Origin of the sequence: Phyllobacterium chamaecytisi (assembly GCF_020164455.1) — a bacterium.
Classification (GTDB): Bacteria; Pseudomonadota; Alphaproteobacteria; order Rhizobiales; family Rhizobiaceae; genus Phyllobacterium; species Phyllobacterium chamaecytisi.
In genome coordinates this window covers 93814-110419 of the sequence record NZ_JAIQWW010000016.1, presented here as the reverse complement: position 1 = coordinate 110419, position 16606 = coordinate 93814, and the positions used below count along the sequence as shown (strand labels likewise).

Sequence of the window (16606 nt, the reverse complement as noted above, 5' to 3'; positions counted from 1 at the left end):
TATTGCGCCTCCCTCTTTATTCTATGAGCGGTGATTGCTAAAAGCGCGGCATGAAAACCGTTTGCTGGACTGGCGTGCAGTCCATACCTATTCAGGCGATACGAATTACTGGCCCGGCCTTGCCGCGTTCCTGAAGCTTCGGCTTTGCGGTGCGGAAGGTCCGGGGCGGCGCCTTTGCGCTCTAATATCATTTCTTCGAATCTTGCTCGCTGTGATAACGCGCGGGCCCCATCACAAGCTGGTAAAATGACCGATACGTCCACGACACTTGACTATTCGAAAACACTCTATCTGCCGCAGACGGACTTTCCGATGCGCGCCGGGCTGCCTGCCAAGGAACCGGAATTCGTCGCACGCTGGCAGGAGATGAACCTCTATAAAAAGCTACGCGAAGATGCGAACGGGCGTCCGCTCTATGTTCTGCATGATGGTCCGCCCTACGCCAATGGCAACATCCATATCGGCCACGCTCTGAACAAGATCCTCAAGGACGTCATCACCCGCTCATTCCAGATGCGCGGCTATAATTCCAATTATGTGCCCGGCTGGGATTGTCACGGCTTGCCGATCGAATGGAAGATCGAGGAGCAGTACCGCGCCAAAGGCAAGGACAAGGACGACGTGCCGATCAACGAATTCCGCAAGGAATGCCGTGAGTTCGCCACGCACTGGATCAAGGTCCAGTCGGCGGAGTTCAAGCGCCTCGGCATCGAAGGCGATTTCGAAAACCCCTACACGACGATGGCCTTCCATGCGGAAAGCCGCATTGCCGGTGAATTATTGAAATTCGCCATGTCCGGCCAGCTTTATCGCGGCTCCAAGCCGGTGATGTGGTCGGTGGTCGAACGCACCGCGCTCGCCGAAGCCGAGGTCGAATATGCAGATATCGAAAGTGATATGATCTGGGTGAAGTTTCCTGTTGCTGAAGGACCCCAGGATTTATTGTCGGCGCATGTCGTAATCTGGACCACTACGCCTTGGACAATCCCCGGCAACCGAGCAGTGAGCTATTCGCCGCGCGTTGCGTATGGGCTGTACGAGGTTGAGTCTACGGAGAATGATTTCGGTCCGCGTCCCGGCGAGAAGTTGATTTTCGCTGAGGCGCTTGCCGAAGAATCGGCAACGAAAGCCAAGCTGACCTTCAAGCGCATCAGGACGGTTTCGGCTGATGAACTTGCAGCGATCACGCCTGCTCATCCCTTTAAAGGCCTTGGCGGCGGCTATGAATTTCCCGTGCCCATGCTGCCCGGCGATCATGTCACCGACGATGCCGGCACAGGTTTCGTGCATACCTCTCCCAGTCATGGCCGCGAGGATTTCGATGCATGGACGGATGCGCGCAGCGATCTTGAAGCTCGCGGCATTTCTTCGGCAATCCCGTTCACTGTCGATGATGCCGGCTATTATACAAAGGACGCGCCGGGCTTCGGCCCCGACCGTGAAGGCGGTGCCGCGCGCGTTATCGACGACAATGGCAAGAAGGGCGACGCCAATAAGGTCGTTATCGAAGAACTCATTGCCCGCGACGCATTGTTCGCGCGTGGCCGCCTGAAGCATTCCTATCCGCATTCCTGGCGCTCGAAGAAGCCGGTGATCTTCCGCAATACACCGCAATGGTTCGTCTATATGGACAAGGACCTCGGCGATCAGACGACGCTTCGTTCGCGCGCGCTTGCCGCTATCGACGAAACCCGTTTCGTTCCCGCCGGCGGCCAGAACCGTTTGCGCGCGATGATCGAGGATCGCCCTGACTGGGTGCTCTCACGCCAGCGCGCATGGGGCGTGCCGATCTGCGTCTTCGCTGACGACAACGGCAATGTCCTGAAGGACGACGGCGTCAATGCTCGCATCCTCGAAGCTTTCGAGCAGGAAGGCGCTGATGCCTGGTTTGCCGAAGGTGCGCGCGAGCGGTTCCTTGGCGAAAAGGCCAATGAGCCGTGGACGCAGGTCCGCGATATTCTCGATGTCTGGTTCGATTCCGGTTCAACCCATGTGTTTACGCTGGAGGACCGGCCCGACCTGAAATGGCCTGCCGATGTCTATCTCGAAGGTTCGGACCAGCACCGCGGCTGGTTTCATTCGTCGCTTCTGGAAAGCTGCGGTACGCGTGGTCGTGCGCCCTACGACACCCTTGTCACCCATGGGTTCACCATGGACGAAGAGGGGCGAAAGATGTCGAAATCGCTCGGCAATACGGTGACGCCGCAGGACGTAATCAAGGATTCTGGTGCGGATATCCTGCGTCTTTGGGTCATGACGACTGATTATTGGGAAGATCAGCGTCTCGGCAAGAACATCATCCAGACCAATATCGACGCCTATCGCAAATTGCGCAATACGATCCGCTGGATGCTCGGCACGCTTGCTCATGATAAAGGCGACGAAATCGCCTATGACGATATGCCGGAGCTCGAGAAGTTGATGCTTCATCGCCTCGCCGAACTCGATGAGGTTGTGCGCGCGGGCTATGACGCCTTCGAGTTCAAGCGTATCACACGCGCGCTTATCGACTTCATGAATGTCGAACTCTCGGCCTTCTATTTCGATATCCGCAAGGACTCGCTCTATTGCGATGCGCCGTCGAGCATCAGACGCAAAGCCTCGCTTCAAGTCGTGCGCTATCTCTTTGACCGCATCGTCACATGGCTGGCCCCGATGCTGCCGTTCACGATGGAAGAAGCTTGGCTGGACCTCCACAAGGGCGCAGTATCGGTGCATCTTGAGCAGTTCCGGGAAACGCCAAAGGAATGGAAGAACGACGAACTTGCCGCCAAATGGCGCAAGGTGAAAGATGTCCGCCGTGTTGTAACCGGAGCACTCGAACTGGAGAGGGCAAAGAAAACCATTGGCTCGTCCCTTGAGGCGGCGCCTGTGGTCTACATTACCGATCCGGAATTGCTTGCCGCGGTGAAAGGTTTGGATATGGCGGAGATCTGCATCACCAGCGACATCACGATAAAAAGCGAAAAAGCACCTGCGGATGCGTTTGTCGCCGATGATGTGAAGGGCGTTGCGGTTATATCTCAACGTGCAACAGGCATGAAGTGTGCCCGTTCGTGGCGATATACGCACGATGTCGGCTTGGACCCGGCATTTCCCGATGTTTCAGCCCGCGATGCCGAGGCCCTACACGAGCTGGAAAAACTTGGAAAGCTTGCTGTTTAGAGAAGAAATGCGGATTGCTGGATAAAGTGATCCGCATATTCCTCTGTAAAAACATGCACAGACTTGCTTAATCTAATCGGCCTCATGTAAAAGGCTTGCCATTGAGTTGCCTGATTTTAGAGGCAGGGCATAGATCAAGCAAAATTGATCGGCAGTCGGAACTGCCCAGACATGGGTTGGAAATAGCGAGTATGGATTTGAACGGACGCATTACGGTTTTCGGTGCACTGGTCGCGTCACTGGCCCTTGGCGGCTGCATGTCGTCGCCCACCTATGGTACGGACAAGACGGCTGGTAGCCAGCTTCTCGACGACGTATCGAACATGGCCTCCTTCGGACAATCCAAGAAGAAGAACCAGATCGCTTACAACCCGCGTCCCGAGCTCGTCCGCCCGGCCGAGGGCAAGGTAGCACAACTGCCAGCACCGCAGAATGATGTCGTGACCACCGATAGCGCAAACTGGCCGGAATCGCCCGAGGCGCGGCGCAAGCGCATACGCGACACAGCGACTGCCAACCAGAACAATCCGAACTTTACGCCTGAAGTTGAGAACGACATGCCTCTTGCAAAGCAATCTGCAGGCAAGCCGGAATATGGGTTCTTCAACGACAAATCTCCCGCCAATCAAGGATCGAAAAGCAGTGCGGCCGCAGATTTTCGCGCTCGCAAGCTTGCTTCCACTGCAGGCTCGCCGACGACACGCCGCTACCTGAGCGAGCCGCCACTTGAATATCGTGCGCCAGCGCCAACCGCTGCAGCCAATGAGCTGGGCGAAGACGAGGCCAAGAAGGAGCGGGAGCGTAAAGCCGCTGCCAAAAAAGACAAAGGCTTCAGTTGGAAAAATCTCATTCCTTGGGAATAGAGATTCACCGAGCGCGCAGTCTGCAAGGTCACACAATTGTTGAGCCACTATTCCTTGACCGACCGCGAAGGTCGTCAAGACCGACAATAATTGCAACTAAGACGATATTTGCGCACCCTAATACTTAAGTGTTATTATTTCTGACACTAGTCGAAACCCTTGGGGCGTTGGGGGGTGTTCGAATGATTGTTGTCAGGATGAGGGATAAAACTACTCGTGTCTTGCGCACGGGTCTGACAACGTTCTTTTTTTTCTTGTTTATTTTCATCTCTGTGGAACCGGGCGTCGCACAACAAATCGTGACGAGCGGTCATGTCACAAGCGCAAGAGTGACAGCCACCGGGCCACAGCCCAGCCCTTGGGATGTGGGATATTTTCTTGATGTCGGCAGCGATCTTGTCGGCGGGATCGATGGCGAAGGTTCACTGGTCATTCGTGATGGTGGCGTCGCGTTTCTTTCGCGTAACGATCTGATTATAACTCGATTCACGACGGATGTCGGAAGGAATGCTGCATCTATCGGCAGCATCCTGGTGACAGGCGCGGGATCGTCGTTCGATTATGGCCATGAGATGTTGATCGGCGGGGCCGGATCAGGGTCTCTTGTCATCGAGAATGGCGCAAGGGTCTTCGATGCCGGCGCGGATTTTAATGGCAATCCTGCAGCGACGGCGATCGGATCAGCAGCCGGCGGCTCGGGAACCGTCCGCGTTGACGGGCCTGGCTCACTCTGGGAAGCTGGATCCCGGCTAAGCGTCGGCATTCGAGGCGCGGGTTCGCTGGATATCACTGGAGGCGGACGCGTAACGACCGATTCAGTGATTGCCATAGCGCGCTTCCCCGAAGGCAACGGCACAGTCACCATCCGGGGTGTGAATTCGGTGCTTGATCCCGGGCACTTCCTGTTCGTCGGCCTCGGCGGTACCGGTTCGCTCTCGGTACTGGACGGTGCAAGTGTCCGGAGCCTCGATAGGGTTGATATTGGCGGCGGGGCTGGGGTACCGGCACAGGGTATCGCGGCTGGCTCAGGGACCGGAATTGTCAATGTCGCTGGCACAGGGGCTGCACTTTCTGCTGCATCGGAACTGACCATTGGAAACTCCGGCACCGGAACATTGAATCTTGGTAGCGGCGGTACAGTTGCAAGTCCCGTCATAAGCATTGCTTCCGAACCTGGCTCGTCAGGTACGCTCAACGTTCTAGGTGGAGCTTTGCAAACAGATAGCATTGCGTTCGGCGCAGGCAGCGGCACGTTCAATCTCGATCCCGCGACGGACTATAATCTTACTGCTCGCATGAGTGGGCCGGGCGCATTCAATGTGCTTTCAGGCGAGGTAGTTCAGACAGGAGATAGCAGCGCGTTCACTGGCAGTACCAACCTTGCGAGGGGCAATCTGTTCGTCAATGGCACACTCGGCGGGACGATCGCTGTTCAAGAGAGCGGGCTGCTGGGCGGGACGGGCACCATGGGCTCTACTTCAATCAACGATAGTGGTGTCCTGGCTCCGGGTAATTCCATTGGTGCGCTACACGTAAATGGTAATCTCAGCTTCAGCCAAGGGTCGACCTATCAGGTCGAAGTCGATCCGGCTGGCAACAGCGACAGGACATTGGTCTCCGGAAATGCAACGCTGGGCGGCGCACATGTGGATGTCATCGCTTCAGCCGGCAGTTGGCGTATCGGTATGGCCTATACCATCCTAACGGCTGCGGGCGGATTGAACGGCAGCGAGTTCGGCGTCGTGACATCGAACCTCCAGTTCCTCGATCCCGCCCTGACCTATGATCCAAGCAACGTCATGCTGATCCTGCGCCGCAACGACATCGACTTTGCCGAAATCGCGAAGACACCCAATCAACGCCGTGCCGCAAAATCCATCGACGATTTCATCGCGCTGGATCCAAACCCGGATGACTATCCCCTCATTGGAAAATTGCTGGGATTGGACAAGGCAACCGCACCACTGACGATCGCTCAGCTGCCCGGTGAAATTCACGCTTCTCTCAAGAGCGTGCTGCTGGATGACAGCCATTTCATACGGGATGCGGCCAACAACCGTCTTCGCGCTGCGTTCGAAGTTGTCGCGGTGCCATCCTTTCCGGTTCTTGCTTATGGGCCAGACGGTGTTGAGCCCCAAGCAGCGGCAGGCGATCGCTTCGCCGTTTGGGGGCAAGGTTTCGGGTCGTGGGCAAATTGGAACGGCAATGATCAAGTACCTGGTCTCGATCGGTCCGTGGGTGGCTTTCTCATTGGTGGCGACGTGCCGTTCGGTGAGAGTGTCCGCGTCGGAGCGCTGGCTGGTTACAGCCGCACCAGTATCAACGAACCGGGCCTGGGTGCTTCAGCCGATGTCGATAATTATCATCTAGGTATCTATGGCGGTGCCGAGTTTGAGACTCTCAACCTGCGCTCAGGTGCTAGCTATACGTGGCATGCCATCGACACCAATCGTCTGGTCCAGTTCACAGGATCGCAGGAACGTCTGTCTGCCAACTACGATGGTGGAACGGCACAGGTCTTTGGCGAATTGAGCTATGGAGTTCAGGTCAAAAGCATTGCTCTCGAGCCGTTTGCCAATTTGTCCTATGCCAATCTGCATATTGACAGTTTCGCTGAAAAGGGTGGTTCGGCCGCGCTGGCCGGTGCTTCGTCGGAAACCGATGTGACATTTACCACGTTTGGATTGCGCGCCTCAAAGGAATTGTTGTTCGGCGATGCCAGGACGACGCTTCGGGGCATGGCAGGCTGGCGGCATGCCTACGGCGATGTCACGCCGTTATCGTCGCTTGCATTTGCCGGTATGGATAGCTTCGAGATATCGGCATTGCCGATCGCTCGGGATGCTGCACTGGTCGAGGTGGGTTTGGACATTGATCTTGCGCCGGCCACCAAGTTTGGCTTTGCTTATCGTGGGCAGATTGCCAGCGACGTGCAGGATCATGGTGTCAGAGCCGATCTGAGCATACGTTTCTAGTAACGAGAATTGTGAAACCGATGGGTGCCCGGCCCCGTTGATTTGGTTTAAAAGAGAAACGCGTCGCTTCCATCTTCCCATCGAGGACCGCAACAATTGTTCATCCTGCGATTTCTTGGCCTGATCATCCTTATAATTTTGACGCTTATTGGCTTTCTGTGGGGAGGGTTTGCACTCTGGTATCAATTGCCGTTTGGCATTGCCGGTAATATTGGTTGCCTCTTGCTATGGGCGGCGATCGCTTTCTCGGTACTTTGGCTTGAGCTGAAGGGCCGTGCCTGGCGCGCACTTATTGTGCTGGTTCCGGTCATGGTCGGTCTTGGTTATTGGTGGAGCACGATCACACCCTCGTTGAATCGTATTTGGGCCGATGATGTTGCGCAGACTGTGACCGGCTCACTGAACGGCAACTATGTAACGCTATCCAACATTCGCAACTTTGAATGGCGGACGCCAGCTGACTACACACCGCGCTGGGAAGTTCGGACTTATGATCTTCAAGATCTGGAGTCCGTCGACCTGTTTCTGTCCTATTGGTCGAACCCCGCTATCGCCCACACGCTTGTCAGCTTCGGGTTCAACAACGGCGATCACGTTGTTTTCTCCGCAGAGATCCGCAAGGAGCGTCATGAAACGTTCTCGGAAATCGGAGGTTTCTTCAAGGAATTCGAGCTAGCGATGATTGCCGCAGACGAGCGCGATATCATTCGATTGCGAACCAATATCCGCAAGGAAGATGTTTATCGCTACCGCATCAATCTCAAGCCGGAAATGCGACAGGCACTCTTCCTGTCCTATATTGACAACGCCAACCATCTGGCGACCACAGCAAAATTCTATAATACGATAACGGCCAATTGCACGACGGTCATTTTCGACATGGTCCGTGCCATAACTCCGGAACTGCCGCTCGATTACCGGGTCATTCTGTCAGGTTATTTGCCCGGTTATCTTTATGATATCGGCGCCATCGATCGTCACGGACCATTGGACGAGACGATAAGAGCAGCTTCGATCAACCAGCGAGCTCAGGATGCTGGCTCAGATATGGATTTTTCCGCGAAGATCAGGGCGGAAAACTAGAGTCTTTTGGTACGAAAGAACTCCTTGAGCATGACTTCCACTTCCTGTTCTTGAAAGCCGGAATATACCTCCGGTGCATGGTGGCAAGTCGGCTGAGCAAAAAACCGCGCACCGTTTTCCACGCCGCCGCCTTTGATGTCCTGTGCACCGTAATAGAGCCGCCTGATGCGGGCGAAAGAAATCGCAGCCGCACACATGGTGCAGGGCTCCAACGTCACGTAGAGATCGCAACCGGTGAGGCGTTCGTCATCAAGGATCTGACAGGCTTCGCGAATGACAAGGATTTCCGCATGTGCTGTTGGATCGTTGAGCTCGCGCGTGCGATTGCCCGCCTGCGCCACGATTGTCCCATCCTTGACAAGGACCGCACCGATCGGCACCTCGCTGCGCATCGCGGCGTCATGCGCTTCGGCTAGGGCCACACTCATTGGATCAGTTTTTTGGTTCACGCGGCGCTCATCGTCCAGAATTTACTCGCAAGAAAACCTCATAGCTGTTAGTGAGCGCTGCTGAAAGGCAAACATTCCATGACAAGTTCAAATGATGACGGGAAGGGCGGCAAACGTCCCTTTGAAAAGCGCAGCTTCGACAAGCGAGGCAACGATGGCGATCGCGCCAAAGGCCCACGCAAGTTCGACGGCGCCGCTCCCGCCAAGCGCGGTGTCGACCAGCGCAAACCCCCGCGTGACGAAGCACCAGCCGAAGAAGGCGAACGTATAGCCAAGCGCTTGGCGCGCGCCGGCATAGCTTCTCGGCGTGAGGCCGAAACGATGATCGCCGCGGGCCGCGTGTCCGTTAATGGCAAGCGGCTCGAAAGCCCGGCCATCAATGTCATGCCTGCCGATCGCATCGAAGTCGATGGCAAGCCTTTGCCGCAAAAGGAACGCACACGTCTTTGGCTCTACCACAAGCCGGCAGGTCTTGTTACGACCAACCGCGATCCGGAAGGGCGCCAGACCGTCTTTGAATCCTTGCCGAAGGATATGCCGCGCGTTCTTTCCGTCGGTCGTCTCGATATCAACACGGAAGGGTTGCTGCTTCTCACCAATGATGGTGGCCTGTCGCGCGCTCTTGAACTGCCGTCTACCGGCTGGCTCCGCCGCTATCGGGTTCGTGCTCATGGCAGCATTACCCAGGAAAAGCTTGACACGCTCAAGGATGGAATTGCCGTCGATGGCGTCTTCTACGGCGCGATTGAAGCGACCCTGGAACGCGAACAGGGCTCGAACGTCTGGATCATGGTGGGCTTGCGCGAAGGCAAAAACCGCGAAGTCAAAAATGTACTCGGCGCACTTGGACTTTCAGTCAACCGGCTGATCCGCATTTCCTATGGACCGTTCCAGCTCAGCGATCTGCCGGAAGGCTCGGTGCGCGAAATGAATGGCCGAACCTTGCGCGACCAGCTTGGCGAACGGCTGATCGAAGAATCCGGTGCGGATTTCGAGGCACCGATTATTAACGTGTTCTCCAATGATGCGGTGAAGGGTGAGGCGGTCCAGCAACCGAGCGAGCGTCCGGAGCGCCGGGCATCCGAATGGATTTCCAGCGCTCCTGTCGCCAAGGCCCGAGGGCCACGCAAATCGAAGGATGAGAAGCGGGAGGAGTCCCTTTCGCGCTGGACCACGGATCGCAATGAGCGACCGGCGGTGCCTCGCAGCGGTCGTGATGAACGCCCCGCTCGTGCGCCGCGCGACGGCGATCAAAAGCCACGCACCCAACACGGCGTGTCATCGAAAGCTGATCGGGAGCGCAAGGAAGACGAAGCCGCAGCTCCGCGCAAATCTCGCGGCGCCAATGTCTGGATGGCACCTGGCGCGCGTCCGATGGGCAAGGCGAGGGCCAAGGCCGTGGCAGCGCGAGAAGATCGAAACCGTTCGGACAGCCCGCGCGCCGACAGGCCGAAGCGTTTCAGTGAAGGCTCCGCTCGGCCTGCCGGCGATCGTCCTGCTGGTGATCGCCCCACCGGCGGCCGTTCGTCAGCTGGTTATGCCGGCGACAAGCCACGCAGTTTTTCTCCGCGCGCCCCACGAAGCGAAGGCGACAATGCTGATCGACCGAAGCGGCCATTCGGGGCTACGCGGCCGGACGGTTCTCGGGACGGACCTCGTCCGGATCGTCCCCCGCGCGTCGGCAAGCGGGAGCGTGCCGAATTGAAGGAGCGGGAAGCGAGGGGTGAGCATCCGGCTCAGGGTGATCGCCCAGCGCGTTCCGAGCGTCCGTACGGGGCAAGCGGCAGACCGACTCGATCGCCCGGCCGCCAGGATGGCAAAAGCGGAGATCGGCCATATGGCGGGCCTAAAGGTCCACCGAGAGGCCGGTCCGGTGGAGGCGCAAGTCGCCCTCCGCGTGGCGACAAACCCAAATCCTAGGACCTGAAGCCATGCGAATTGTCGGTGGCAAATTTCGCGGGCGTGCCTTGGCGACGCCCGCCTCCAACGCAATACGGCCGACGACCGACCGTACGCGCGAAAGCCTTTTCAATATTCTGGTGCATAACTACCCGGAAAAGTTTGAATCGACGCGCGTACTCGACCTTTTCGCCGGGACTGGCGCACTGGGCCTGGAGACATTGTCACGCGGCGCTCGCTATGGTGTGTTCATTGAAGAATCGACGGAAGGGCGCGGACTGATCCGCACCAACGTCGAGGCATTCGGTCTGCTCGGTAACACCAAGATATTCCGCCGTGATGCGACGAAACTTGGCGACGCAGGCACCATCGAGCCATTTGATCTGGTCTTTGCCGATCCCCCCTATGGGAGAGGCCTCGGCGAGATGGCGTTCAAATCCGCACTTGATGGCGGTTGGCTCAATCCCGACACACTTCTAGTGCTTGAAGAAGAAGCTGAAGCCGTGATTGATCTCGATCCCCGATTTGTCGTGGTAGAAGAACGTCCCTACGGTGGAACAGTCATAAGGCTTGTCACATTGAAGTCGTAAAAATTGCGATTGTATCGCTCGTAAGACAGAACTGGATCGATTTGAATGTCCTTCGTTTTAAGCCGCGCCGTTGCGGCATTTATCCTGATCGGTGCCCTCACGGCCGCTTTCTTCGTTCCAGCACGCGCAGATACTGTTCCGCAAACCGCGAAGGCGATCGAGACAACCAATAAAGATGACGTTTCGTCGTTCCATCTGGACAACGGACTCGAAGTTGTCGTAATTCCGGATCATCGCGCGCCTGTCGTCACCCACATGATGTGGTACCACGTCGGTTCAGCAGATGAAGAACCCGGCAAATCCGGCATCGCACATTTCTTTGAACACCTCATGTTCAAAGCCACCAAGACCTATCCAGCCGGTGAATTTTCCCGCAAAGTTGCCGAGATTGGCGGTCAGGAAAACGCTTTTACCTCTTACGACTACACTGCGTTCTATCAGCAGGTCGCCCCATCGGCTCTCGAAATGGTCATGACCTATGAGGCCGACCGCATGGAAAATCTCATTCTCAATGATGATGTGGTCAAGACCGAGCGCGATGTCGTGCTTGAGGAACGCCGCTCGCGGACGGACAGCAATCCTTCGGCTCTGCTCGCGGAAGAGGTCAATGCAACGCTCTACCAGAACCACCCTTACCGGATACCGGTAATTGGTTGGCTGCACGAAATGCAGCAGCTAAATCTCAAGGATGCGCTTGCATTTTACGTCAAATACTACACCCCGAATAACGCGACGCTTGTCGTCTCGGGTGATGTCGATCTGGCTACGGTAAAGGCGCTTGCGGAAAAGACCTATGGCAAGGTTCCGCGCAGGGCGGAGCCTGGCAAGCGTGAGCGTCCCCAGGAGCCGGAGCAGAATACCAAGCGTACTGTCTCATTGGCCGACCCGCGGGTCTCGCAGCCGAGTTTCCAGAAGATGTGGCTTGCTCCTTCCTATACCAGTGCTAAACCGGGGGAAGCTGAAGCCTTGGATCTCCTAAGCGAAATTTTGGGTGGATCCAACCGCAGCCGAATCTACCAGTCACTGGTCATCACTGACGGAACTGCTGCAAGCGCCGGCGCGTACTATCAAGGCGGGTCGCTGGATACCGGCAGTTTCGGTGTCTACGGTTCGCCGCGCGGTACAGCAACCCTGACCGAAGTCGAAGCTGGTATCGACGCTCAGATCGCCAGAATCATCAAGGATGGCGTAACGGAAGACGAACTTGAGAAGGCGCGCAATCGCTTCCTGAAAAGCGTGATTTTCGCCCGCGACAGTCAGGCTGGCATGGCGCGCATCTACGGCTCGACGCTCTCGACCGGACAAACCATTAAGGACATCCAGGAATGGCCAGACCGCATCCGCGCGGTAAAGGTTCAGGATATCCAGACTGTGGCGCAGCGCTATCTTGTCGATAGCCGCTCGGTTACGAGCTATCTCATGCCGGAGGACGGCAAACCCGACCAGAAATCGGACAACGAGCCCGCAGAAGCACAACAACCAGAAGCGCCTGCAGAAGGGGCCGTCCAATGACCGCGCCAATCATGAAGCGATTTGCCGCCCTGTTTTTCCTGATCCTGTTTTCTGCTGCTCCGAGTTATGCAGTCGAAATAAAGGAAGTTGTCTCGCCGAAAGGCATCAAGGCCTGGCTGGTGCAGGACGATTTCGTCCCGCTGATATCCATGCGCTTTTCGTTCAAGGGCGGATCGACACAGGATCCTAACGGCAAGGAAGGTCTTGCCAATTTAATGACCGGCCTCTTCGATGAAGGCGCCGGGGATCTCGATTCGGAAACTTTTCAGGAGAAGCTTGACGACGTCGGCGCCGAGATGGGCTTCAACGCCGACGATGACGACGTGACGGGATCCATTCGTATGCTCGCAGAGAAGCGGGATCAAGCCGTTGATCTTTTGACATTGGCGGTTAACAAGCCTCGTTTCGATCAAGCCCCGATCGACCGGATTCGTCAGCAGATTGTTGCAGGGATCAAGTCGTCTGAACGCGATCCCAACACGATAGCCGGACGTAAATTCGCAGAAGTGCTTTATGGCGATCATCCCTATGGGCGTCGTTCAGAAGGCACTGAAGCGAGCCTGAACTCGATCACCCATGATGATCTGGCAACCTTTCACAAACGCAATTTCGCCCGCGATAATCTGATCGTCGCAGTTGTCGGTTCAATCAGCCCGGAAGAGTTGAGCCCGCTGCTTGACAAGGTATTCGGCGACCTTCCTGAGAAAGCTGAACTCGAGACTATCAGCGAGGCCAAGCTTGCATTTGGCCAGATCACGCGTGTCGACTATGCCCTGCCGCAGACATCGATTTCAATGGTTTATCCCGGTGTTCGTCGTCAGGATCCGGATTTCTTCGCCGCCTACATCATGAACCATATTCTTGGCGGCGGCACATTCTCTTCGCGCATTTACAACGAGGTGCGCGAAAAGCGCGGTCTTGCTTATTCGGCGGGCTCGAATCTCGTTACCCGCGATCATATGGCGGCGCTGATGGTGAACACGGCCACCCGGGCTGATCGCGCCAACGAAACCCTGCAGATCTTGAAAACCGAGATCGCCAAAATGGCCAAGGACGGCCCGACTGAAGACGAACTCGTTGAGGCCAAGAAATACCTCGTCGGGTCCTATGCCGTGAACAATCTCGACTCGTCGTCGGCTGTCGCCAGTACGCTTATCGGCTTGCAGGACGAAAATCTCGGCCGGGATTATATCGACAAGCGCGCCGAGCTGATCAATGCGGTAACGCTCGATCAAGTGAAGGAAGCGGCCAAAAAATTGCTTGAAACGGATCCGGCTATTCTCATCGTCGGATCGCCACAATCCTGAGAAGGATGGGAGCGCCATGATCGCTCGCGATCTGCAAGAGATGGATGAGCGGAGCGGCGCGGGTAGTCCCGCCGACACGCCGACTTTCGCCATTGCATTCGGCGGAGGTGGGGCGAGGGGGCTCGCTCATATCAATGTCATTGAGGCCCTGGACGAGCTTGGCATACGGCCGACGGCAATATCCGGTTCCTCCATAGGTGCAATCATGGGCGCAGGCATGGCGGCGGGCATGTCCGGCCGTGACATCCGCGAGTATGCGATCGCCACCTTGTCGCGGCGCGCCGAAATTGCGGCACGGCTATGGCGTATGCGCCCTGCCAGTTTTGGCGAAATGCTGGGCGGGGGTATCCGGTTCAGCCAGTTCAATATTGAAAAGGTGCTCAAGAGTTTTCTTCCCGATCGTATTCCGGACACGTTCGAAGAATTGACTATCCCACTGAGCGTAACCGCCACCGACTTTTACGGTCAAAGAGAGGTGCCGATAGCCGAGGGTGATCTCTATAGCGCCATCGCTGCGTCAGCCGCGATTCCGGCATTGTTCCGCCCCGTACTTCGGGACGATTGCATTCTCATCGATGGCGGCATCTATAACCCCGTTCCGTTCGATCACGTGAAGGACAAGGCACAGTTCGTGATCGCTATCGATGTCGTTGGAGGACCGGAAGGCGATATCGGCAAATTTCCATCGTCCATCGATGCGATGTTCGGCGCCAGTCAGTTGATGATGCAGTCGATCATCGCGACACGCCTGCGTACCGATCCGCCGGCAATTTTCCTCCGCCCAAACGTCGCACGGTTCGGTGTTCTCGATTTTCTCCGCGTCGAGCAGGTATTGCGCGACTCGGCCGGCATCAAGGAAGACTTGAAACGAGCGGTCGATGCCGCCATTACCTATGTGGAGCATCGCGAACTGGAGTGAATACGCCTACTCAGCCGGAGTAGCGTCGGGTTCCATTTCTTCATCGGGAACCGTATCGATACGCTTGGCTTCGCGTGTCGGCTTGATCAGCGGTTCTGGTGTCACCGGTCGCGTCAACAACAGATCGTTGCCGGCTGTCAGGCCTTCCGACGCCTGGATATGCAGCCGGTCCTCATCGCGCCGCCTGATATCCTCCATGATTTCATGGGCGAGCTCTTCGCTGACACCGAGTTCTTCGAGGGTGCGGCGGCCGAACACCAGGCCGGATTCCAATGTCTCGCGTAACTCGTAGTGAACCCCGCGCGCTCGTAGCTTCAACGTGTGAACGCGGTCATACGAACGGACGAACAGCTTGATATCCGGATAGTTCGCCTGGATCATTTCAACGATTTGATCCGTCGTTTCTTTTATATGTGTGCAGACGGCAACGATCTTGGCTTGCCGTATTCCCGCAGCTTCCAGAACTTCCTTGCGCGTGCCATCACCGAAATAAATGCGGAATCCGAATCGTCCTGCCGCGCGTATCCGATCTGCGGATGCGTCGATCACAGTCACGTCGCTTCCACCAGCGAGCAGAATTTGCGCCGCGATCTGACCGTAACGCGAAAAACCGATCATCATCACATCTGCACCCGCTCCATCGAAGTCCTCGTCGATCTCATCTTGCGCATTCGTATTGGCTAGAAACTTGTTTCCAAGCGCGACGGATAACGGCATGACGGCCATCGAAAGCGTTACGACTGCCACCAGTTCTGAAGCTGTGGACACACTCATCAGGCCAGATGCAGCGGCCGCGGAAAACAATACGAAGCCGAACTCGCCGCCTTGCGGTAGAAAGAAAGCAATCCGGATTGCATCGTTGTGATCGGAGCGAAACAGCCGTGCCAGCAGATAGACGACGAGCGCCTTGATCGCCATGAAGACCGGTACTGCAAGCAGGATTGCCAGCCAGTCGGAGAGAATGACATCGAGATCCAGCGAGAGCCCGACAGCCATGAAGAACAGGCCGAGAAACACACCGCGAAATGGTTCGATATCGGCTTCGAGCTCATGCCGGTAGGAAGACTCCGCCAAAAGAACGCCGGCGATGAAGGCGCCCATGGCCATCGATAACCCGGCGAACTGCATCAGGACAGCTGCACCGAGCACGACGAATAGCGCCGCGGCAATCATGACTTCGCGCGCGCCCGTATTGGCAATGAAGCGAAACAGGGGGTTGAGGAGATAGCGTCCGACTGCGACGATTGCACCAATGCAGATGACCGCGATGAGAGACTGGCCCAGCGGATCCGCCGCGTGCTGGGCAGAGCCAGGCGCAAGGACAGGGATCATTGCCAGCAAGGGAACGATGGCCAGGTCCTGAAATAACAGGATGGCGAACGAAGTCTGACCGTGCTGCGTGGCTGTTTCGCCGCGCTCCTCCAATATCTGCATGGCAAATGCTGTCGAAGACAGCGCCAGACCAAACCCGGTCACAACTGCCGCCTGCCACATCATCAAGTTCAAAGCGAGGATCAGCCCGGTAAGCACAGCACCCGTTACGACGACCTGCGCGGCACCAAGGCCGAAAATCGCATGGCGCAATGTCCAGAGACGCGAGGGCTTCAATTCGAGGCCAATGACGAAAAGCAGGAACACGACGCCGAGTTCGGAGAAATGCAGGACCTGTTCACCATCGGTAATGAGATTGGCCAGAGGTCCGATCAGTAGGCCAGCAGCGAGATATCCGAGAACCGTGCCGAGCCCAAGACGCTTAAACAGCGGCGCCGCAATTATTGCCCCCGCGAGAAGTGCCAGTGCCTGAAAATAGAGGTTGCCGCTTTGCGAGAGCATATATTTGTGAC

Annotated in this window: 11 protein-coding genes; 9 read left to right on the top strand and 2 right to left on the bottom strand. The window is 56.7% G+C overall.

Annotated features, from left to right (window positions below; genetic code table 11):
• Window positions 1-246 precede the first annotated feature (246 nt).
• The 4 genes from ileS (at window position 247) to LB462_RS22050 (ending at window position 8086) form a co-directional block, all read left to right on the top strand.
• Window positions 247-3165 (top strand): isoleucine--tRNA ligase, encoded by a 2919-nt coding sequence (gene ileS, locus LB462_RS22065; protein ID WP_224512511.1) that lies wholly within the window; start codon window positions 247-249, stop codon window positions 3163-3165.
• Window positions 3166-3356: 191 nt separating this feature from the next.
• Window positions 3357-4028 (top strand): hypothetical protein, encoded by a 672-nt coding sequence (locus LB462_RS22060; RefSeq protein ID WP_224512509.1) that lies wholly within the window; start codon window positions 3357-3359, stop codon window positions 4026-4028.
• Window positions 4029-4357: 329 nt separating this feature from the next.
• Window positions 4358-7003 (top strand): autotransporter outer membrane beta-barrel domain-containing protein, encoded by a 2646-nt coding sequence (locus LB462_RS22055; protein ID WP_224512507.1) that lies wholly within the window; start codon window positions 4358-4360, stop codon window positions 7001-7003.
• 96 nt (window positions 7004-7099) lie between these two features.
• Window positions 7100-8086: an Lnb N-terminal periplasmic domain-containing protein gene (locus tag LB462_RS22050; RefSeq protein ID WP_224512504.1), complete on the top strand. Its 987-nt coding sequence runs from the start codon at window positions 7100-7102 to the stop codon at window positions 8084-8086.
• On the opposite strand, the gene LB462_RS22045 is transcribed toward LB462_RS22050, so the two are convergent.
• The gene (locus LB462_RS22045) at window positions 8083-8514 is read right to left on the bottom strand and encodes a nucleoside deaminase (RefSeq protein WP_255627241.1); all 432 of its coding nucleotides are present in this window, start codon (window positions 8512-8514) and stop codon (window positions 8083-8085) included. The two genes, LB462_RS22050 and LB462_RS22045, sit on opposite strands and share 4 nt — an antisense overlap.
• Before the next feature lie 99 nt (window positions 8515-8613).
• On the opposite strand from LB462_RS22045, the gene LB462_RS22040 reads away from it, so the two are divergent.
• Genes LB462_RS22040 through LB462_RS22020 form a run of 5 tightly spaced genes read left to right on the top strand, consistent with a single transcriptional unit; the run spans window position 8614 to window position 14762 of the window.
• Window positions 8614-10455, top strand: a complete 1842-nt coding sequence (locus LB462_RS22040) for a pseudouridine synthase (RefSeq protein ID WP_224512500.1) — start codon at window positions 8614-8616, stop codon at window positions 10453-10455.
• An 11-nt stretch (window positions 10456-10466) separates the two neighbouring features.
• On the top strand, window positions 10467-11024 hold the full coding sequence (gene rsmD / locus LB462_RS22035; RefSeq protein WP_224512498.1) for a 16S rRNA (guanine(966)-N(2))-methyltransferase RsmD: 558 nt from the start codon (window positions 10467-10469) through the stop codon (window positions 11022-11024).
• A 45-nt stretch (window positions 11025-11069) separates the two neighbouring features.
• Complete coding sequence (locus LB462_RS22030) at window positions 11070-12536, top strand: M16 family metallopeptidase (RefSeq protein WP_224512485.1); 1467 nt, start codon at window positions 11070-11072, stop codon at window positions 12534-12536.
• Window positions 12533-13843, top strand: a complete 1311-nt coding sequence (locus tag LB462_RS22025) for a M16 family metallopeptidase (RefSeq protein WP_370637261.1) — start codon at window positions 12533-12535, stop codon at window positions 13841-13843. Before LB462_RS22030 ends, LB462_RS22025 begins: the two co-directional genes overlap by 4 nt.
• 16 nt (window positions 13844-13859) lie before the next feature.
• The gene (locus LB462_RS22020; RefSeq protein ID WP_224512482.1) at window positions 13860-14762 is read left to right on the top strand and encodes a patatin-like phospholipase family protein; all 903 of its coding nucleotides are present in this window, start codon (window positions 13860-13862) and stop codon (window positions 14760-14762) included.
• Window positions 14763-14768: 6 nt separating this feature from the next.
• Here the strand turns inward: LB462_RS22020 and LB462_RS22015 are convergent, their stop codons facing one another.
• Complete coding sequence (locus LB462_RS22015; RefSeq protein WP_224512471.1) at window positions 14769-16595, bottom strand: monovalent cation:proton antiporter-2 (CPA2) family protein; 1827 nt, start codon at window positions 16593-16595, stop codon at window positions 14769-14771.
• Window positions 16596-16606: the final 11 nt, after the last annotated feature.

Bases quoted from the DNA above. Each gene is read 5' to 3' on its own strand.
- ileS (WP_224512511.1), top strand. From the start codon at position 247: ATGACCGATACGTCCACGACACTTGACTATTCGAAAACACTCTATCTG.
- LB462_RS22060 (WP_224512509.1), top strand. From the start codon at position 3,357: ATGGATTTGAACGGACGCATTACGGTTTTCGGTGCACTGGTCGCGTCA.
- LB462_RS22045 (WP_255627241.1), bottom strand. From the start codon at position 8,514: ATGAGTGTGGCCCTAGCCGAAGCGCATGACGCCGCGATGCGCAGCGAG.
- LB462_RS22040 (WP_224512500.1), top strand. From the start codon at position 8,614: ATGACAAGTTCAAATGATGACGGGAAGGGCGGCAAACGTCCCTTTGAA.
- rsmD (WP_224512498.1), top strand. From the start codon at position 10,467: ATGCGAATTGTCGGTGGCAAATTTCGCGGGCGTGCCTTGGCGACGCCC.
- LB462_RS22030 (WP_224512485.1), top strand. From the start codon at position 11,070: ATGTCCTTCGTTTTAAGCCGCGCCGTTGCGGCATTTATCCTGATCGGT.
- LB462_RS22025 (WP_370637261.1), top strand. From the start codon at position 12,533: ATGACCGCGCCAATCATGAAGCGATTTGCCGCCCTGTTTTTCCTGATC.
- LB462_RS22020 (WP_224512482.1), top strand. From the start codon at position 13,860: ATGATCGCTCGCGATCTGCAAGAGATGGATGAGCGGAGCGGCGCGGGT.
- LB462_RS22015 (WP_224512471.1), bottom strand. From the start codon at position 16,595: ATGCTCTCGCAAAGCGGCAACCTCTATTTTCAGGCACTGGCACTTCTC.